Source organism: Mycobacterium sp. Aquia_216, assembly GCF_026723865.1.
In the GTDB taxonomy this organism is placed as follows: domain Bacteria; phylum Actinomycetota; class Actinomycetes; order Mycobacteriales; family Mycobacteriaceae; genus Mycobacterium.
Window position 1 is genome coordinate 16293 of sequence record NZ_CP113530.1, and the last position, 19782, is coordinate 36074.

The following is a 19782-nucleotide window of genomic DNA, read 5'->3' on the forward strand; positions in this document are numbered from 1 at the left end:
ACGGGGCCGGGCAGCCCGCTGGCCTGGCTTACTTCTTTGATGGTAAACAGCCCAGCCAAATCCGCCGGCTGGTGGCGTCGGGTTCTATCAGGTAGTGCCAAGGTGCTCTGCGTAGCCATGCTTTAAGGTTAAATCCCCCACACCCCATGGCCGTTCGCTATTTTTCAGGCCCCTACCGCGTCGCCCGTCCACGTTTGCTCTTGGCGGAACACCACCATAGACACGTCGACGGTTCGGGTGGCGGTCGTGATGCGGACCGTGGATTGAGAGGTCTGCTCAAAGCTGAGGTCGGGCACCATCGCGTCGGTTGGGCTGTGGCCCACCGTGATCACCGTCGAGGACAGTCCGGCCTGCGGCGCGATGGTGGCCCGGTCGTTGATGATCATCGTCGGTACGAATTCGGCGGGCCGGCGTGCTTCGACCACCGCAATGTTGGTTTGTGAGACCGAGTACCAACGCCGCGGCTCGCGCGAGTAGATGGCGATGCGTTCGCCTGCGGCCGCGGCCCGGATCAGCAGCTGGCGAACATAGAAATCCGAGGTGTTCATGACGATGCGGGTCGGTTGGGCTGGATCAGTCAGCGGCCACATGACCAAATCGTCACGCTGGATCGGTGGCCACCCCGACTTGTCGTCACGCAGCGCTGCGCCGACCAGAATGCCGGTCGGACCGACGGGAACCTGCAATTCGTCGGCGCCATGCAACAGCCTGGCCGGCAAATGCAGCGCAGGTTGCGTTGCCGGCGCGGCCCGCAGCGCCGCGCGGTACTGACTGCCGGGCAACGTGTTGAGAAACAGGGTCGGCGCCTGCTCGGGTGGGCGAGGGTCGTTGGTGCGCACCAGCGCCGATACCTGCACCGGCCCGCCCGGCAGCTTGCGGAGCATCATCACGTGCACGATGTGATCACTGCGCAGTGACCACATCTGATGGAATGATTCGGTCGTAATGTCCTCGGGCGAAAAGTAATACGACGTGACATAGCCCGGTTTGGCGTTGATGGTTTTCCACCTCACGTCGGCCTTGGGTCGTGCCGGCGGCGCCGCGCGAACAGCGCCCGCGGTTCCCCCGGGCCGGCTACCTACGCCGAGCAGCTGAGGCTCGGCGACACCCTCACTCCCCCTGGGGGTAGTGAGATCCGCGCCGTCATCGTCGCCCTCGTCGACGACCGCCGGGCGCGCGGGCGCAGACGCCAGACCGATGCTGAGCTCCTCGAGCATCGTGTCTTGTTCTTCGGCGTTGAGCACTCGCGCTCGACAGCCTTGCTGCTCAAGAGCTTTCACGAGGCGCTCGGTGGCGGCCGCGGCTGCCGACCCAATCGAACGCCGATACATAAGCCCACGGACCGATTCATTGATGTCAAGGCGCACAATCAAATGAGTGGTGCGCTGCCCTGCTGCCCCCCGATCGGCCAACAGCGTGTTGTAGAGCTGCGGATACCCCGTGCCGGGGCGCACCCGATACCCTGCGGTCGCGATGTCGACACCCAAATGCAGCCCACCCGGCTGTTCCATCAGGCCGATCACGACGTCGAGCGGTAGTAGGTTGTCGGTCAAGACCAGTGTTGAGCCACGCAGGTACGACGGCGAATACGGTCGCCCGTCAACCTCGATCATGGTGACGGCCTCATTGTCGGCGGTACGCACCCCGTAGACGTCGCCGCCATGGCTAATGTCTACCGCGGCACCCACGGCGGTGGTGTGCCGACGGTCACGCATCCAGCGAGAGCGGTCAAGCACCCAGGCCGCGGCGTTGCGTCGGTGCACCGTGACGACCAGCAAAACCACCGCGGCCACAGTGATCGCCGCCGCGGGCCACCACCCGAACCGGTACGTCGGCAATATTGCGAACGCCGCGACGCCGATCGCCTCGGCACCGAGGACAGCACCCAAGGAGGGCTTGACATTTACCGAGCGGGCCTTCACGACATCCTCCGCCTGATGGCCACCACACCGAACAGTGCTGCGGCCGCCAAGGCCACGACGCCGAGGCCTAGCAGGGCCACGTTACGTGGCCGCAGATCCGGGGCCGGCGGCTTGGGCGGCACATGCAACGCGGTACTGAGGTGCTCGACCGGTTTGGGATCACCTGGGGTGATATCGAAGGTCAGCGCGGCCACCGGATCTACCACGCCGTGGCCAACCTGATTATCCACCGTGTGCGCGGGATTGTGGGCGGTCTCCATAATCCGCCGAATCACTTGGTGTGCACTCAAATCCGGGTATTTTGCACGGACCAACGCGGCTACGCCGGCCACATACGCCGCCGAAAAGCTGGTCCCCCACACGCCGTTGCCAGTACCAGGGTCGTTGCCCGGAGAGGCGTTGACCGCCGCGCCGTTGACACTCGAGAGCCCCATGATGCGCGAGCCCGGGGCGGCGACTCCCACCCACGGACCATTGATGGAATCCGGCATCGGCTGGCCTTCCGGGGTCACCGCGGCGACCGCGAGCACGTAATCAGAAAACCACGCCGGGCTCACAATGGTGCGCACTCCTGACCAATCTCGGGGGTCATCGACGTTGAGCGGGTTGAACACTGGGTTTTGCCCGCAGTCGTGCTGCATGGGGTCGTTGCGGTTACCGGCGGCCGCCACGATCACCGCGTCCTTGTCGACCGCGGCGTACCGCACCGCTGCCCCGAGCGGGTCCTGGTTGACCGGTGCTGCAGCATTGGTGCACGACGCCAGGGACACGTTGATCACCTTTGCGCCGCGGTCCGCCGCCGTGCGAATCGCCTTGGCCAGGGACAGCACGTCACCGGCTTTGCGGTGCAGGTCTTGTTCCTCAGGGGTGGGATGAGCCGGGGAGAACGCTGCGGAGGCTTGCCTGATCGAGATCAGTGTGGCGTCAGGCGCCACCCCCACCACCCCGTCGGGTCCAGTCGGTGGGGGTCCGGCCACCAGCGGTTGGCCCGTGTTAGCGCCGCCCGTACCGTCGGCGGGAGCATCACCGCCCGGCGGCGGTGGTGGTGGCGGAGGGGGCGCGGTCACTGTGACCGTTGACGGCGGCGGCGGTTTGGGGGTAGGAGGCGGAGGAGCGGGATTTGCAGGCACCGGTGGCGGTGCGGCCGGCGCGCCGGCACCGGTCGGTTTGGGGGCGGGCCGACTCGCCGGATTCGACGGCGCGGCGCCGATGATGCTGGCCACGAAGGAACCGTGGTTGTCGCAGTCGGTAAGTCCTCCATTGGGCAATCCCTGCACGTAGTCGCCCCCGGCGAACAGCGACGGAAAGCGCGGATTCGGAGTGACGCCGGTGTCGATGATCGCGACCGTCACTCCCGCGCCGGTTGAGTATTGCCAGGCCTGCGGGACGTTGAGCATCGTGTTGCCCGGGGCGGGCTGGGCGACGTTGGGATCGGCGATCACGACGGGCAAGATGCACGCCTCGCTTTGCCGCATCTCTTCGGTCGGTCCGGGTGTCTCGGCCGGGGGCAGCGCGCCTGGATCGATCACCGGCGGGGTGATCGCCATGGCGGTCGGAGCCGCGAGCACATGGGCGGCCAGGAGAGCGGCCGCACTCACTGCGCAGGCCGCGGCCTTGGCTCTCATCAGTGATACCTCACGAATTGAATGAGATCGATGGTCCAGGCGGCGAAGACCACTACCACGGTGGTGGCGAAGTATTCGGCATACTCGACGACCTCACGGACCGGTTCAGAAAACATGTGAGTGGGCACGATCGCGCCAGCGAGCAGGGCGGCAAGCGCAATGCCCACCACCGCCGCGGCCGACGCCAAGACCACACCCGTCGCGCCCGGGCTGGCCGCGAATCCGTAGTGGGTGGGGATGGCAAACAGCGAGACGGCAGCCCCGGCGACCAGGGTGATGGCGTGGCGACGATCCCGGAACGCGCGCGCTCGCAGCACCGCTATCAACCCGATGCACGCCGCGACCGCGACAAAGGTCCACTGCGTACCCACGCCGGGGTGAATCGCAAACCACGACGCGACCACCTGAGTCAGCGCGTTGCCCAGCAATAGGCCCATCAACACCCGGTTAGACCGCAAGGCAACCTCGCCCACCTGTTCGCCGGTCAACGTGATGTCTCGCGGGCTGTCCGCCACCGGGGAAATAGTGTCTTCGGGATCACTCGGAGAACGTTCATACATATCTTTGCCGGTGATCGATTCGAAGCTCTGCCGCGGGACGCGAGCCAGGCGGCGCCCGATTCCCGGTGCAGCCAGCGACACAGTCAACACCCCGACCAGCACCACCACGGCGATGCGCTGCCCCGGCACGGCAAAGAACATCCTGGAGGCGGCGCTGCCGAGCGCGGCGACCGAGACCGTCACCACTGTCGTCGCGGCCACCCAGTAGCGGCCGCTGAGCTTCCCCAGGGCCGCGGCAGCCACCAAGGCCACACCTGCTGCCAGAACACCGTGCGGAGCGCCGGGATGCCCGCCCGGCGGCGTCGTTGCACCGGCGGCGACCAGCGCTACGAGCACCGCCCACGTTGTCGAGCCTGTGACGAACCGGTCTGCGCCCATGCGGGCGGCCAACAGCGAAGTTCCGGCCAGCACGAGCGCGGTGATGGCGAAAATCGTGGGCACCAGCCAGCCACCCGAACTCGCCCACCGCAACCGCCATACCAGCAGCGCGGCGATGCTGAACGCGAGTAAGGTCAGCGCGACGGCGACCCGGGCGGCGTCCAGCGCGGTCACCGCCGGAAAATGCTCTTTGGCCCACTTCGCGATCGCCGCGCTGACATTTTCGATGTTCGGCTCGTAACGCTGTGCCGTCGCGGCGGGGACAAATGCCAGTAGCTCGGCGTCGTTGACCCCTTGGGCCGCCAGGGACAGTTTTCCCGACAGCATCGTCATGCCTGCTGCGCGGGCGAACACGAAGGCGCCGCCGGGCAGCTCTTTGGCGCCGATCGATTTAAGTCGGCGGTTGATGGTGTCGCGGGTGGGCTCCACGAGCTTGGCCAGTGGCACCGCCGCGGGAAGCAGCAAGTCGATCTGGGTATCCCCCACCAGCAGCGACACCCGGCTCGATGGGGGGATCAGCGTCTCGGCCGCGGTGGCCGTGGGTTTATCGGCGGTGGCGGTCATTGATTCCCCTCGGGCCGTCGGTGGTGGCGGCGAAGTGTTCGGCGCAAGCCGCTGCCACCTTCAGCAGAGCGCGGTGGGTGTCGCGATTGATATCTCCCTCGAGATCGATCACCCCGCCGGGCCGCAGATGCTCGTCGTAAGGGAGCTCGATCACTTTGTGGCCCCCCTGGCTGAACCGTTCGAGCAAAAGCGCACGATCACGCTTGGGTGAATGGCCGTCGGAGTCATTGAGTACGACCACGGTCCGGTTGAGCAAACTCGTGTAGCCGTCATTGGCCAGCCACTCCAAGGTCTGCCCCGCCGCCGAGGCGCCGTCGTACCACGGTGAGGACACCACGATCAGCGCGTCGAGGTCGTCGAGGACGGCGCGGGTGACCGGGGAATCCAGGGTCGATCCGCAGTCGACGATGGACAGCGTGAAATGCCTGTCCAGCTGAAACGTCGCTGCCTGGTAGATCGCCTGGTCAAGGACCCGGCGCCGGGCCGTTGCAGATTCTCCGCCCAGGACGTACAAGCCCGCTTCGTTGCTGCCCAGCCGGCCGCGGATGTCGGCGAAGGTGTCTAGGTGCTGGTCAGCGGCTAACTCCCAGTACGAGCCCGATGTGGAGGGGTCGATGCGGCTGGCAAGTTTGCCGAACGCCGTATCGGCGTCCACGGCGACCACCCTGTCGTCTTTCCGCAGCCCCGCGAAGACCGACCCGACGCTGGCCGAAATGGTGCTCTTGCCGACCCCGCCCTTGCCGAGCACGCCGATCTTGTATTTACCGCGCAGCAGGGACCGGATCTGCTTTTCCAGGTCGTCTTGCTCGCGCTCGTCCCGTGAGCGGCCGAGATTAATCAGCTTGAAGCTGCCCCGATAGAGCGCCTTACGCCAGCCCCGCGTCGGCGGCGTGCGCTTGGACGGCACCAGCTCGCTGCTGCGGATGTTATCGACGTAGTTGTACTTCGTGCCCGAGCCTTGAGCCTGCGACCAGGAATAGGCCTCTTCGGACGTCTCGGTGTCGCCTTGGGCTGCCGGCGGCTGCCACTGCGGGTGGCCCGGGCTCTCGCCCGGGCGGCCGGGCGCCGGCGGGAGGTCGCCTTGCGGGTATGACGTGCCGTAGGGCTGCAGCTGGCTGCCTGGAGGCGCCCCGACTGGAGGCCCATACCGCTCGCCCGCCGAGCGCCAGTCGAGCGGGCCCGCCGACGGGGGCAGCGGAGAGGGCGCTCCGGACCGGCGGCGTTGCAGCTCGTTGTCCCAAGTGGGAGGGTTGGGCAAGTTGACCACCGACGTCACGTCTTCGTCGGGATCGGTGCCCGGATGGGGTGAACGATCAGGCCACCGCTGGTCCGGCGAGGCGGATACCGGCCACATCGGCCGCGGTGGCGAGCCGGGGGGAGGCTCAGCGCGGTGGGCGCCCGAGGAGGGATCGACCGGGTGGGTCGGGCCCTCGGGGAAGCCCGCGGTGGGGCGGTCTGGCCAGTCGAAGCGGGAGTGCCCTGCAGGTTGGGCTGACGCGCCGAAGCCCGCTGGCGGCTGGTCTGGCGCGGGACTCGGACTGTCGTGATGGGGTGCGCTGCCCTCGTGTTGTGCAGCGCCACCCGCAGGGTCTGTCGGAGGGTGTGGCCGCGGCACGTTCTCGTCGAATTCAGGGTCTGGACGCTCGGTCATAATTTTGATCCTATCAGCGGGGATGCACGATATCCGCGTTAGTTTTGGAAGCCGGGATTTTCGGCATCATTCCTGGTCACGGCGTTTTTGTCGGCAATGTTTCGGCCCCAGCTACCGGAGCTAGGGTGTCATGCTGGGTAAGGGCATCCGCGCGCGAGAGCGCCGGACCTGGTGCAAAGGTGCGTATCAGAACCCACGGCGCCTGGCGAGCCGAGGCCGTCGTGATGTGCAATGGCTTGAGGGCTGAGTCGTCGAGTTCGATGCCGTAGCGCACGCCCTGATCCGATACCCACCACAGCGAGTCGCGGCTCACCGAAACAGGGTCGGCGTTGGTGGTCATCACCAAATTGGTTGCGTTAGAGGCGATGTAGACCTGATCGGCCTCGGCTACCGCGCCGCCCGCTCGCGCGTCCTTCACCAGGTGTACCAGCCGGTCATCGGATTCCGGCGGGGTGGGTAACCCCTGGCCTGAAAGCACCGCCACCCTCGCCGCCTTATCGGTGGAGCCTTTCGACCACGCCAGACACGTGGTGCCGTTGACGTTGGTGTCGACGAGGTGCAGGCGTGTCGGAGGGTAGTAGGACACCGGCAGCGACTCCACCACCGGCACAGCTGCGAGCCGATCAGGCGACACCACCACCGGGGCTAAGTCCCCGAAGGAGTTCGCCGAGCGCAACAGTGAGGCGACGAACGGCGAAATATGTTGAATCCCGTTGGACAGCAACACAAACAACTCATCACCGGATTGCTGAACGTCGTGTACCGACAACACTGAGCCGATCGGTGCAGGCCGCCCGAGATCCCAAGGTGAGGGTTGTCCTGAGTTAGGGATAGCGGGAATGACCAGCGGATCGGTAGCCGGAATCGCGTCGTAGAGCGCTGTCGACATTGGAATCGGTTGCGGTGCTGAGGAATCTACGCCCAGCGCCAAGGCCACCGACTTGTTGGAGACATCGATCTCGGAACGATGTCCGTCCCAGATGACCACTGTTTTGTCGTCATGGCGGGCCAGTACCGCATTGGGCATCGTCAAGGGCGCCGATCGCCGGCCAGCCAGCGGACCCGCAATCGTGGTGACTACCGGCGCCTGGCCGGCGGACTTGGTGGCGGTAGCCATGGGAGCGCTGTCGCACACCGCCCACTGCGATTCCAGGCCGGTGCGTACTGGCATTTGTGTTGGCGCACCGACGATTCCGACCACAGGGCCCTGAGGGTACTTCGCCAACTCTGCAGCTTTGACGAAGGTCGGGTTGGCATCCTCGCCCGAGATCAGCCGGGCACTAATCAGATTCAACGCCGGGTGCAGCCGATTATCGACCATGACATAAATGGCGCCGGTGTCTCGGTCGGCCAAGATCTGTGATTTACCCACCTGCCCAGCGGGCTTGATGTAGGCCATTAAGGCGGCCAGCCCGATCATGACGATGGTCAACGTATACCCAAGCACAAGAGCTGATATGCGGCGCTGCTCAGGGTCGTAATCCAGGCGTACGCCGTGGTGGCTTAGTGCGGCCGCATTACGCCGATTCCAAAAATAATGCGCCGTAACCTGCAACCGCGACGTGAGATTCAAGGCCATGAGGCAACCTTACCCACCCTCAGTACACGATATCCGCGCTAATTGGCTGACCCAAGACATGCGGCCGCCGCTGTCTCAGACCAGCTGCGGAGCCGACAGCAAGTTGGCCAGATCGTCACGTAGGCCGGTCACGGTGGTCGGCCAGATGCTCATCCATTCCTTGCCATCGGCTCCGATGGTGGTGGTGAAACTGATGCGCCCGTACTCGGTGTCGGCGACGGTCAACACCCGCGGGTGTGCGCGTACGTCGGGGCAATGGTCGATGACGGACACCACCGCCATCGCCGACTGATCCAGCCGGGCGGCCGCCTGCACCACCTCGACCTCCCAGGGCCCCAGCCCCAGCCGGCGCAGCGCTGCTGCCATTCCCTCCGGCGACTGTCCGGCCGCCTCGATCGCCACTTGCATCATGTTCTTGGGCACGTTAATGCCCTCAATGTCGGCCGGTGCGCACTCACCGAACGCGGGCAACATCATGTGGCACATCAAATCGACCTGGCGAGTGGGCTCATCGCTTTCGCCTACCCCGCCGATCACCATCTCGTCGCCGTCTCGCGCGCCCATGGCCAAATAACGACCGTAACGGCAGACCACCATTACTCGCTCATGCACCGTAGGGCCGGAATCGTGCGTCGCGGGCTGATCGGGCCGGCGGATCGTGAGCATTACCTCTCGCTCGGCGCGGCCCAGCACCGTCATCCAATCCCGCACCACAGGGTCGACCCGGCCGTGCTCATCGATAACGCCGGCCTGCACCAAGCTGTGGTACTGGGCAGTGCTGGCCAGCGGCACCTTGCCCGCGTCGGTCTCGACGATCAGATCCGAGTGCGCCGACGGGATATAGGGCTTGAGATGCAAACCAAGTGGCATCCTTTCGACGCCCAGCAACGCCTGCAGCGCCCACACACATTCCACCGAGGTGTTCAACACCGCTTACATCCCCCGATCGCGATCTGACGCGCAAGAGGGGGGCCTGCCGCAGCTGGCCCCCCTCTATGCGGTTCCGACGGATGAATCCGACCTTAGATCGACTGGAAGCTCGATCCCACGGTGCTGTCGGCGGCCTGGAATGCCTGGGAAGCACCGTCGATGGTGTCCCCGTGGCGGAAGATGACATCCTTGCCGTCCTGGATGCCCTCGTTGATCAACTGCTGCGCCTGCGCGTAGGCCTCAGCACCGTGCGGACCTGAGAAGAAGTCCCGCGAGGCCGCCAGCAAGTTGTGTGCTTCCTGGCCAATCGAATCCAGCTCCTGGGCGAAGCTGTGCATGCCGGCCGTCATATCGGCCAGACCGGCGGGGTGGTAGATCATGGGTCCTTCACTCATCATGAATTCCTTTGCTCGTAGTAGCGAAAAGTGTTGTCCTGGTGCGGATCAGGTGAAACGCAGGTGCCCGGCCACCGACGCGATGTGCCCTTGGGCCTCGGAGTCGGTGTTGTGGTACTGCGACGCCCCGCTGCGCAGCAGTTCGTTGACCGACTGGAATCGGGTCTGGATCTTGTTCTGCGCCTCGTGGATTTCCTCGGCAGTCACCAGGTTCGTCGACCCGGCGCTACCGCGCAGGTATTGCGCAGAATTGCCATGCTGCACCAGATCCGAGTAGCGGGACAATACGTCCTGGGCCCGGTGGGACAGCTCGTCCATCTGTCCGGCCAGGCCGACCACTGAACCCTGATCAACGTGAATGGGTTGTGACATCTAAGTTCTCCTTGCAATAAAGGTTGTACCGTCGGTGGTATTTCTGAGTCTAGGAGCCCATTGAGGGGGTCTCAGACGCTTTTTTAGACGCGTTGTCGCTCCCCCCTACTTGAGCCTGACCGCTCAGTTACCTGCAGGACACGGCCCGGGCGTTGTTGTTCGCCGCTGGCACCCTCGCGGCCCATGGCGCCCGGGGCGCCGTACAGTCCGCCGCCGCCCACGCCGGCCGGACGCGGCGATGATTCGCCTGCAGTCTCTGAGGAACTCTGCCAACCGCCCGGAAGGGTAGGCGTGGTCGGGGTACTAAAACTGCTGGCCGGACGAACAAAACTGCTCGACAGCGCAGTGGAGCCGCTCAGCAGCCCACCCCCGCCACCACCGGCGGCGCCCATTCCGCCCATCGAGGCGCCCGCGGCGGCCGCTTCGGGACCCAACCCCCCGGCCGCTGCCCCGTTAAGACCATTCATCGAAGACAGCGGGCCCAACATCCCCGAGAACAGCTGCGGTGCTTGCCCCAGCATCGATGGCAGCTGCTGACCCGCCGATGTGAACTGGCCGAACGTCGAGCCCAGCTGGCCAAACAGGCCACCAGCCTGGCCGGCCATCGACGACATGATGGACGTCGGTTGTGACTGCCCGTCCGCAGCGGTGCTCATCGTCTTCGCGCCGGCCTGAAACGCGCTCTGCCCTCCGGTTTGGCCGACGTCCTGGGCAACCCCCAGCGCAGGACCCAGCGGATCGGAGGCCATCGGCGAGAACGGAGGCGGCGCAGAAATTGCTCCGAGAGCCGTAGTCACCACAGCCCCGTACTGGGTGCGGCTGGTCGCGTTGGTCACCCAAAAGTCAACATACTGTGCATCGAGGACATTAATTGCGGGCGTGTTCTGGCCGAAGGCGTTCGTGCCGACCAAACCCGCTTGAGTGACACGGTTGGTCACACAGACCGGGGAGGGAATCATCTGCTCGACCGCGGCGGTGTGGGCGGCAGCAACCTCGGCGGCTTGAATCTGACCGACACGGATCCAGGCCGACGCCGCGGTCAGGACCTCCATGAATTCCGCGGCCGACATTTGCATCGCTTCCCCGCCCGGGCCCTGCCACCCCACCATGGCTGTGGTCGAGGTGGTCAACCCCATCGCGGTCAGCTCAGCGATAAGCATGTCGGCCACCGATTCGTAGCCAGCCACCGCCTCCACAAGGCTTGCCGCGAGATCCCCGGCGATCATGAGGGTGTGATTGATCTCCGGCGTCACAGCACCGGCATCAGCGAACGCGGTCATCCCGCCCTGCCTCCCGGGTCGGGCTAGATGACGAGCGTCGCCTCATTCACCGCGTCCATGGCGGTGTAGGCCACGCCGCTGCTAGCGATGGTCTGTGCGAACAGTGAACGCACAAGGGTCAACTGCGTGAGCATCGCGTCAGTGGCGGCGCCGTGCGCGGCGAAACCGGCGGCCGCGGCGGCTGAGGCGTCCTCAGCCCCCGGCGGCAGCACCGCCGTCACCGGGCCAGCCGCACCGGCCATCGTGCCGCCCATTGTTGCGGCCCCGCTCTCTTCTGCGGCTGAAGCGCCCGCAAGCACCGGAGCTGCGATCAACAGTGGACTCGTCATAATTTCCGCCTCCCCAAAAGCAACTCGCCCGTGGTATCCAGCTTACGGCCGCCGCGGACAACGTCAGACTTTAAATCGTACCGCCCACAGGTGACACCCGCCTGCGATCGCTGATATGCGGATACCCATTTCTGACCCGCATCATCCCCACTCAGCGTCGCTTACCTACAAACGGCGGATCAGACCATCCCACCAGCACATTGTCGACCCCCGTGCGCCGGGCCAGCCGACCCTTACCTTCGCGCTGCGGCTCGGCGTAGACCCCAGGAACAATCACCCCATGCGCGCGCAGCCCGTTCATCACCAGCACAGGTGGTCCCATGTTCATCATCTTGCCCAATACGCCCTGCCCAGATTGCGAGTGATAGCTGAATTGCGCGATGTCAGCAGTAGCCACGATGTGCAGCCCCAAATCCTCAGCCTCCGCGACATATTGCGCGAGCGGCATCAATGGACTGCTGGCACCCGGCCATGCCGTGATCCCATCAATGACCACAAACAATTCGCGGCCTTCCCAGAACCGTTTCGTCGCCAAATCCTCAGGCGGAGTACCCGGCGGTGGTCTGCGCGTTTCCAACAACGCGGCTAGCTCCTTGACGATTTCGGCGATATGCGTTGGATTTTGCGCGTAAGACGACAACCACTGTGCCGGCGGAACCACGCCGATATTGGCGCGGCGGTGCTCCAACAAAATAATCGTCGCGTCCTCGGGGCGATACGAGCCCATGATGCCCAGCATGATCGCTCGCAGCCACGTGCTGAGACCGCACTCGGCCAGTCCCGTCGCCACCGCGTGAGGGTGCTCGAAGAAATCGATCGTCGCCGGCACAAGCGGTGCGCCCGGCAGGTTCGATTCGGCAAGACCGAACGGCACCACCCGGGCCGGCAGCGGCTCGGTGATCCCGGCGAACACATCGGCAAGAAGAACCTTCTCGGGCAACCGCGCCACGGCCGCGGCTTTCGTGACGCCGGCCACGCGCCGCACCACCGCGCTGAGCTCATCTCCCTCAACACGCCGTGCCGGCATCTCCGGTTCCCCGGTCTCGCTTGGTGGATGCGCCAATGCCGGCCAGCCCACCATCATGTGGTGCCCATCGGGGGTCAGACCGCGGCCCGGCTTGTCGGGAACCTCGCGCGCGGGGTTGCGTTCCGGGTCGGCCCGGTCACGTTTGACGGTGGTGTCGTGCTCTTGGACCAACTTCAGCTCAAGCGTCACACCCGTCTCGGTCTTCACGCTCGTGGAAATCCCCGACAGCGTGCTGGTGTGTGTATAAACCACCCGCACGCCGTAGTTGCGTGCACGCATCAGCGCTGCGACGCGCGGCGCCAGATTCGCGTAGGTTTCGGTGAAGTTCTTCCACCCATCGATGATCAACACGACATCGCCACCGTCGACCGATCTTGCCGCTTGCACGTCGGTCACCGGTGTGGCCTCGGAGTACTGGTCGGCGCCGAATTTGGCAACGCGCACCTGGTCCATGTCGAGGCGCTGCGTGGTGAAGGCCTTATCGCGTTCGTTGACGATCGCTTCCACAGTCGCGATGACCCGGTTAACCCCCTCACCGTCGGTCCCCGCCACGACGGCCGCCACATGCGGAAGATCAGAAATTCGCGCCAGTTGCGGGCCGCTTGCCGCGATGCAGTAGAACTGCACCCGCTCCGGCCGATACAGCAGCGACGTAGACGTCACCATCGTCATCAACGCAGTGGTCGCCCCGCGAGTCGGTGCGCTCACCACGAGCGCATTGTCGCGAAGCAGGTCCATGCAATACGGCTCCTGACGCGCCCCGCGCGGGTAGTCAGCCAGCGCAACCGGCATAAAGAGCCCCGGGTTGTTGCCGTAGTCCACATGCCACGGGCGACCTCGCCAGCGCCCCACCAACTCATCAACCGGCGTGGGATCTCCCAACACCGGCAGCCAGATCGGCCGCGGCGGCCGCTCGGGGCCCGCCTGCAGCGACTCCGCGATCGCCGTCACCATCTTGACGGGTTCGTGCCCCGGCGTTGGCTGCGGCGCCGGCGCAGCGCTCGCCACATCAACGAGCTCAGGCGCCGGTGCCAGACGGCCGTCGACATCCTCGCTTTCGTCGACTATGAACACCCGAGGAATGAACTCCGTGGCGGCCCGTTGCGGCGCCGGCGCGTTTCCCGCACTGTCGTCAGGCGGAACGAAGTCGGCCGAGGTGAAGAAATAGCGAAACTTGCGCGCCTCGCGCAACGCCACCCGCAGATAGGCAGTGCCTTCCTCCCCCCGCGGCGCGATGTGAGCGGCCCGCGCATCTCCGATCCCGGCTTTGGATTCTTCCTCCGTGCCGGTACGGGCGGCCACGTTATAGCCGAGCAACTTGGTGATGTCGCGCAGATTCTGGGTGTCTTTGGTCTGGCCGACCAACTTCAAGAACACCTGCAACGAGCGGCCCACTCGGGCAATCCGCAAATACAACTTGCGGAACTTCGGCCCGTAGATCGGGTCGGCGAACACCTCGTTGTACTCATCGGTAATCACCCACAACACCGGGATCGGTGGCAAGGTCGGGTCGACCAGACGACGCCGGTTGTAGGTGGTCACATCTGGACAATCATCGAGTGCGGCCAACATCTCACCGCGCCGATCCAGCTCACCGTCGAGCGTGTCATAGAGCCGACCCAACAGGTGTCGTTCTTCGTAGAGGTTGCTCACCGCGGCCACTACGTGCGGAAACCGGCTAATCGCCCCGGCCGCCGATCGCAGCTTGAAGTCGGTGAACACGATATTGAGCACCTCGGGTGAGTGCGTCAAACACGCCGCGGCGATCTCAGTGATCAAACCCTCGGACTTACCCGCCCCGGTGGTGCCGATAAACAGTCCGTGCATCCCCATGCCGCCTTGCGCACCCTCGCGCAGATCCAGCCACACCGTCTCCCCGGTATCGACGTAGAGACCGATTGGAAACCGCATCCAGCCCGGTCCCTGCGCACGGGTGGCCGCCCACAGCCGGTCGGTATCCAGGTGACGCGGATCGCGAATCCCCAACACATCCAAGACATCACGCTGTTCGACCTCGCTGACGAGGTTCACACTCATCGACCCTTTGGCCCGGTACCGCGCCAAGGCCCGGGCAAACCGTTCTGCCTCATCAACACTCATTTGATCGGCGCTCGCGTAGAACGCCTCCTCGAGCTCGTCGGACTTCGTGTCCGAGGACGCATACATCGCTGCCGCATGCTGTTGTTGCTCGCTGAGCGCCACCTGCTTACGTAGCACGCCCCCGTCGATGCGGTATGTCGTCTCCGGCGAGAACCCCACCCACTGCTTGGCGCCGGCGCCGATCGTCCCGCTCGGGCGCGGTGGGACCCGCTCTGCCAATCGGACAAAGCAGGTGCCTGCATACCCCAGCGCCCCGGTCAGTCCCGCCCAGTCCTCCGGCGTTGCGCAATAGTCGTCGACGATCACCCGAAGTGCTTGCGCCCGACCGCCGGCCGACATGCCGCTAGCCGGCGCCTGCCATGACTCGCGGGAATTGTTGGGGTCCTCATCGAAGAACACCTCCAACTCCGCCGGCGAGCCAAACAACATTCGGCGTTCTCCACAACCATCGCGCACGCTGGCGTGCTGCATGTGCGGAAGCCACTTCGCCCAGTCCCATTGCGACGGTGCCGAACTCACGACGATGATCTCCAGATCAGCAGGGCTGTGAAAAGCCGCCAACTGGCATAGCATCGCGCGCACCAAAGCACGCCCCTGTTCGAGGTTCCCCACGATTCCGATGCCTGGAAAGCGCTGCAACCACACCGCTTTCGGCACACCATCGACGTACTCCTGCGCGTTCAAAAACTTGCGCAACGCATGCCCGGTCGCCGGCTCGAGGTCGGCAGCCTGAGCGATCTCAGGCTTTTCCAGCGTCATTGCCAGCTTCACCTTGCCGACACCGACGCGCACCACCGAGAACATGTCCGATCCGGGCTCTCGATCCCACATCCGTACCGAGCCCGCCACCGAAATCAAATCGTCTGGTGCCCAATGGAAATGGCAGCGATGCTCCCACTGCTGCCTCCGCTGAACGTCGACAATGTCGCGGGTATCGTCTTGCTGAGAGAACCATTTGCGGCGGCGAGCCGTCAGCTCGCCCCACGACATCTTCCGGGACGCGCCACGATTGCGTACCACCATGCCGATGGCACTGAAAGCGGCCATGCCACCGAAAAGCCCGAAACCACCAGCCAATTGGCGAGCACCCGAGGCATACATCACCACAATTAAGCCGACGATCCCAACTAGCAACACCACCGGCAAGACAATGCCCCAAATACTTCGCGGCGGCGGGACCGGAGCAACAATCGGCGGCTCCAACTTGATCTTGCCGCCGCCAGTTTTCGGGGGTCGGACAGGATCGCCTGGTCGCTCAAACCTATGAGTGGTCACCTCACCACCCTAACCCGCGTCTGACGCGAAATCCGCGCTAAATTCGCTACCCCAGACATCGTGCACGCGGTCGATGCCGTGCTACCCAGATCGGGTACGCGCAGCGGTTTTCAGACCGTCACGACGGCGGACTGTCCGACCGCTTGAAGCTGCGTCGCGTTGCGATCATCCTCGGCCTGCATCGTGCTAACGGCTGCCTGCGAAATCTGCTGAAGTGCAGGACCCTCGCCGGCAGCCTCGGTCGTCATCGCCGTAGCTTCCGTACCCATGGTGGCGGCTAGGCCCGCCCACGCACCGTCGAAGGGTGATCCTGTCACCGGCGTCGGTACCGCCCCCGCTTGCGGCGCAGTTCGTGCCGACGTCTCCGCGATCGTGGCGGCGGCCTCTAGCAGCGTGGGCGGAGTTACCTTAATTACCTGAGCTGGCATCAGCTCTCCCCTATCTCGTCGGCAAAGCCGATTTTCCCCTCGAAGATCATCGCTTCAAGTTCCGCGGCAGTGGACGCCAACTCGATGACCATCTCGCGGCGCTGATCTTCCATTCGTTGCGACAACCCGGCACATACATCATCCAACAGCGGACCCGCCTTCAACGGCGGTATTTCAGGAACACTCACCGCTGCCCTCCCTGTTAACGCGGCGATGTCGATCAGTGCGCTCAAAACCGGGCCTTCCATCAGCGACCGTCACTTTGCCCATGGTCCAGAATTTGACGGGTCAGATAGGCAATCTCGGGATACTTGATGTCCCGACCGCCAGTCTCACCGAGTCCCCACAGCAGCAAAATCTCGACCAACCGCGACAAATCGAAGTACGCCAGGACATGCGGTGAAGCGCCATCACGGTTGATCAACCCTGGGCGCAGGCTGGTGCCCATACCGACCGCCTCGATGTAAGCACCCTCCAACGCGGTCCAACACTCTTGCTTCACCGGTACCCCACTGCGCAGGGTCCCCAAGATTTCCCGAATCACCGGGGGCACCGCGAGATCACGCACCGCGCCGGCACGGCCGAGAGTGGCCTCGGCCGCCTCCTGCGTCATGCGCCACGCTTCGGACGGATCGGGTAACGGGCCATCGCCGAAGCCCAGCAGCCGCGCATACAAGGCACGATCCACCGTTTCCAACCGGTGCATGTGGCTTTCGTCAAGCGGCATTACTGGGGCTGTCTCACTAATCGGCGACAGCTCTGCCGGGCAATCTTCGAAATGCGGGACGCTCGCGGCGCGCGCTGGCACCGAGGAGCCGCCATAGCTGGTGGACACTGCCAGCGCCCACAACTCCACATCGGGGCTGTTCTTGGTGGCAAGCTCGGCGTAGGCCAGCATGGTTTCGGCGGGGTTAGCCCAGCTAAACCACTGCGACCGAAAAGCCGGACTCAAGGTTGAATCCGCGAACAGCATCCGCGCCGACCGTGGGACAAAGACCCCGGCCGGAATGTAGCCCGCACCATCGCTATTGACCACAACGGTCTCGACACCAGACTGCGTGCGGAACACTCCCACACACCAGTCCATAAACAGATACTTGCTCTTCTGGGAAGCATGCAGCAACTGATAAACCAGCTGCGATGCCGACTCCAGCAAAGGATCCGGGCGCGATGAGCGCACCCCCTCAGCCGCAGCCCCAGCGCTGGCCCCCACACCGGAACCCACCACGCCCGGAGGAAGCGGCGCCACCGGCGCTGACCCCGAAGAACCGCCGCCCGGAACTGACGATGCCAGCGGTCCACCTGACGCAGGGCTAACCGCTGCTCCGGCCGAAGCGGCCACTGCTGTACGAGGAACGTCGGACCCGAACGGTGGCAACGGCCCCACCGGGCCCGCGGGTACACCCCCTGAGCCCCCCGGAGCAGGCGAAGCTGGCACAGGCGAAGACACGGCTGGGGCACCCCCCGACGCAGCGACCGGAGCCGGACCCGGCGAATACGCGCCCGCCGGAGCCGCGCTCGTCGGCACCGACGACGGCTGCGTCACCGGCGGAGCTAACGGTGCAGGACCGGCACCCAACCCCGCGCCGAACCCACGCGAGAAATCCGTCGGAGCCGCAGTAGGCGGGGTCATCCCCCCAGCACCCGGAGAGAAACTAGTAGGCGTCAAACCCTGCGGCAAACCACCCCCGCCCGGCAACCCGCCACCCAGACCCGGAGTTTCCGGAAACTTAAAACCACCGCCGGGTATTCCGCCACCCAGACCTCCACCGCCGGACGGGGACGGAAGACCTCCCCCTCCCCCTCCACTAAACGGTAGAGGTGGTGACGGGAAGCCGTCCGTACTTAATCCCTGTCCTTGACCAGCTTGCGGATGCGACGGTTTCCCATTGAGCGGGTTATTTCCCGCTCCGGTCACATTTTGTCCCTGGCCGCCCGGTTCACCGTTAGGAGGAGGACTACCGGGTCCTTGTTGGCCGCCACCACCTGGTTGGGGTCGCCCAGGTGGGGGTGGCGGCGGCGCTTCGGGCTTCCTCTCCCACCCTGCCGGCATATTTCCGATGCCGCGCCCGCCTCCCGGGCCACTTCCGTTCTGCTGCATTTCGCGCAGTTTTGGATCGACAGGGTCGCCGCCGTCCCCCTGTTGCCCGCCTGCTTGTTTGGGCCCCTGATTGCCGCCCGCGGCGAGTTGAGGTTCAAGCTTCACCACGGCGGCAGTCGCGGCCGCGGATTTGGCCATAGCATCCGCCCGGGCCTTGGCTATGACCTGGGCGATTTTCGCCAAAGCCAACAGCCCTGATGTGCCGAGGCGGGACTGCTCCTCCAGACGCGCGATCTCTTGGTGCGCCTTTAGGTCGATTTGGTCGAGATCCTCGCGGAGACCGTAAGCGAGCCGACCCACTTCTTCGGAAACGCGCGCCATGCTGAACCATCGGTCGGCATGCGACGAATACATCGATGCGATACGTCCAGCGGCTTGAACAAACCCGTCCGCCACGTGGCCCGATAGCTCTGTAGCAACCCGATTGGAGGCCCCGCGCACGACGTCGGCCAGGTCGAGATTCTTGACCCCCTCGCCATGCTGCGCCTCAGAACAAGTCTGGCAGCTCTGAGGGTCAGTGTTCGGCCACGATCCTCCGAGGATCATCGCCGAGTATCGCCGGTGCGGCATACCCGCCGGCGCACTGAGACCTACCACTTCACCCCCAGGTCCCAGCAGATGCTCAACGGACCCCCTAGTGCGGAAAGGCTGTCATTCCAGTTTGTCTGGTCGTACGGTTGCCAGGGTCCAGCCTCAAGGTCGGCAACGAGATACCGACGATCGTCAACAAATCGCTGAATTGACCGTCGAAAATAGGGATCAGCATCCGGGTGATTATCGATCACCGGCTGGATACGTCCGACCCAATCCTTAGTGTCATTCAGGAATTTCGGAATGCCTGCATTCCATTCGGGGGAATTTGCCGGTCCAAGACTCGAGTAAGCCTGCGCCGTTCGGTTACTTTCGGTCATTAAGGGCGCGATGGCGGAGCAGAGGGACCGATTCGCGGCAGTTGTATCCGACGCAGCGTGCGGTGACGGCGGCGGAGTCGTTCCAGCGACGGGTACGGCAGAGGGGGCTTGCTGGACAAGCGCGACGACACCTACAACGAGCGCCGCAGTCGCCATCACGATCGACGCAGCAATGGCAATTGTCGAAACCTTGGTCGTGCTGCGGCGCGGGGGTGGTGGCGGGTACGGCCAGTTCCCTGCTGGCGTAGCTGATGGGGGCGTAGGAGGAGCGGCAGGCAGAAACGGGTCCTGCCGCGGCCCGGCCTGCGTCCCAGGCTGCTGCCCATGATGCGTCGTCGTCATCAATCCAGCTTAA

The 19782-nt window shown here is 64.8% G+C and carries 14 protein-coding genes; all 14 read right to left on the reverse strand.

Annotation, left to right across the window (positions count from 1 at the left end):
• Nucleotides 1-164: 164 nt before the first annotated feature.
• Complete coding sequence (gene eccE, locus OK015_RS28555) at nt 165-1922, reverse strand: type VII secretion protein EccE (protein WP_268133327.1); 1758 nt, start codon at nt 1920-1922, stop codon at nt 165-167.
• Nucleotides 1919-3547, reverse strand: coding sequence for a type VII secretion-associated serine protease mycosin (mycP, locus tag OK015_RS28560; protein WP_268133329.1), 1629 nt, complete (start codon nt 3545-3547; stop codon nt 1919-1921). The genes eccE and mycP overlap by 4 nt, the downstream gene beginning before the upstream one ends.
• Entirely contained in the window at nt 3547-5049 is a 1503-nt protein-coding gene (eccD, locus tag OK015_RS28565) for a type VII secretion integral membrane protein EccD (protein ID WP_268133331.1), read from the reverse strand. Before eccD ends, mycP begins: the two co-directional genes overlap by 1 nt.
• Nucleotides 5030-6700, reverse strand: coding sequence for a nucleotide-binding protein (locus OK015_RS28570; RefSeq protein WP_268133333.1), 1671 nt, complete (start codon nt 6698-6700; stop codon nt 5030-5032). Before OK015_RS28570 ends, eccD begins: the two co-directional genes overlap by 20 nt.
• Nucleotides 6701-6776: 76 nt before the next feature.
• Nucleotides 6777-8279 (reverse strand): type VII secretion protein EccB, encoded by a 1503-nt coding sequence (gene eccB / locus OK015_RS28575; protein WP_268133335.1) that lies wholly within the window; start codon nt 8277-8279, stop codon nt 6777-6779.
• Nucleotides 8280-8354: 75 nt separating this feature from the next.
• A complete protein-coding gene (locus OK015_RS28580) occupies nt 8355-9209 on the reverse strand; it encodes an ESX secretion-associated protein EspG (RefSeq protein ID WP_268133336.1) in 855 nt (284 codons plus the stop codon).
• Between the two features lie 92 nt (nt 9210-9301).
• The gene (locus OK015_RS28585; RefSeq protein ID WP_268133337.1) at nt 9302-9604 is read right to left on the reverse strand and encodes a WXG100 family type VII secretion target; all 303 of its coding nucleotides are present in this window, start codon (nt 9602-9604) and stop codon (nt 9302-9304) included.
• A 48-nt stretch (nt 9605-9652) separates the two neighbouring features.
• The gene (locus OK015_RS28590) at nt 9653-9976 is read right to left on the reverse strand and encodes a type VII secretion target (RefSeq protein ID WP_268133338.1); all 324 of its coding nucleotides are present in this window, start codon (nt 9974-9976) and stop codon (nt 9653-9655) included.
• 83 nt (nt 9977-10059) lie between these two features.
• Nucleotides 10060-11256, reverse strand: coding sequence for a PPE family protein (locus OK015_RS28595; RefSeq protein WP_268133340.1), 1197 nt, complete (start codon nt 11254-11256; stop codon nt 10060-10062).
• A 23-nt stretch (nt 11257-11279) separates the two neighbouring features.
• On the reverse strand, nt 11280-11585 hold the full coding sequence (locus tag OK015_RS28600) for a PE domain-containing protein (RefSeq protein ID WP_268133342.1): 306 nt from the start codon (nt 11583-11585) through the stop codon (nt 11280-11282).
• Nucleotides 11586-11736: 151 nt separating this feature from the next.
• Complete coding sequence (eccCa, locus tag OK015_RS28605) at nt 11737-15987, reverse strand: type VII secretion protein EccCa (protein ID WP_268133343.1); 4251 nt, start codon at nt 15985-15987, stop codon at nt 11737-11739.
• 110 nt (nt 15988-16097) lie between these two features.
• Nucleotides 16098-16415 carry a hypothetical protein gene (locus OK015_RS28610; protein ID WP_268133344.1) on the reverse strand — a complete coding sequence of 106 codons (318 nt, stop codon included), beginning with the start codon at nt 16413-16415 and terminating at the stop codon, nt 16098-16100.
• Nucleotides 16415-16663, reverse strand: coding sequence for a hypothetical protein (locus OK015_RS28615; protein WP_268133345.1), 249 nt, complete (start codon nt 16661-16663; stop codon nt 16415-16417). The genes OK015_RS28610 and OK015_RS28615 overlap by 1 nt, the downstream gene beginning before the upstream one ends.
• Nucleotides 16663-17664, reverse strand: a complete 1002-nt coding sequence (locus OK015_RS28620) for a hypothetical protein (protein WP_268133347.1) — start codon at nt 17662-17664, stop codon at nt 16663-16665. Before OK015_RS28620 ends, OK015_RS28615 begins: the two co-directional genes overlap by 1 nt.
• Between the last annotated feature and the right edge of the window lie 2118 nt (nt 17665-19782).

Bases quoted from the DNA above. Each gene is read 5' to 3' on its own strand.
- mycP (WP_268133329.1), bottom strand. From the start codon at position 3,547: ATGAGAGCCAAGGCCGCGGCCTGCGCAGTGAGTGCGGCCGCTCTCCTG.
- eccD (WP_268133331.1), bottom strand. From the start codon at position 5,049: ATGACCGCCACCGCCGATAAACCCACGGCCACCGCGGCCGAGACGCTG.
- OK015_RS28570 (WP_268133333.1), bottom strand. From the start codon at position 6,700: ATGACCGAGCGTCCAGACCCTGAATTCGACGAGAACGTGCCGCGGCCA.
- eccB (WP_268133335.1), bottom strand. From the start codon at position 8,279: ATGGCCTTGAATCTCACGTCGCGGTTGCAGGTTACGGCGCATTATTTT.
- OK015_RS28585 (WP_268133337.1), bottom strand. From the start codon at position 9,604: ATGAGTGAAGGACCCATGATCTACCACCCCGCCGGTCTGGCCGATATG.
- OK015_RS28590 (WP_268133338.1), bottom strand. From the start codon at position 9,976: ATGTCACAACCCATTCACGTTGATCAGGGTTCAGTGGTCGGCCTGGCC.
- OK015_RS28595 (WP_268133340.1), bottom strand. From the start codon at position 11,256: ATGACCGCGTTCGCTGATGCCGGTGCTGTGACGCCGGAGATCAATCAC.
- OK015_RS28600 (WP_268133342.1), bottom strand. From the start codon at position 11,585: ATGACGAGTCCACTGTTGATCGCAGCTCCGGTGCTTGCGGGCGCTTCA.
- OK015_RS28610 (WP_268133344.1), bottom strand. From the start codon at position 16,415: ATGCCAGCTCAGGTAATTAAGGTAACTCCGCCCACGCTGCTAGAGGCC.
- OK015_RS28615 (WP_268133345.1), bottom strand. From the start codon at position 16,663: ATGGAAGGCCCGGTTTTGAGCGCACTGATCGACATCGCCGCGTTAACA.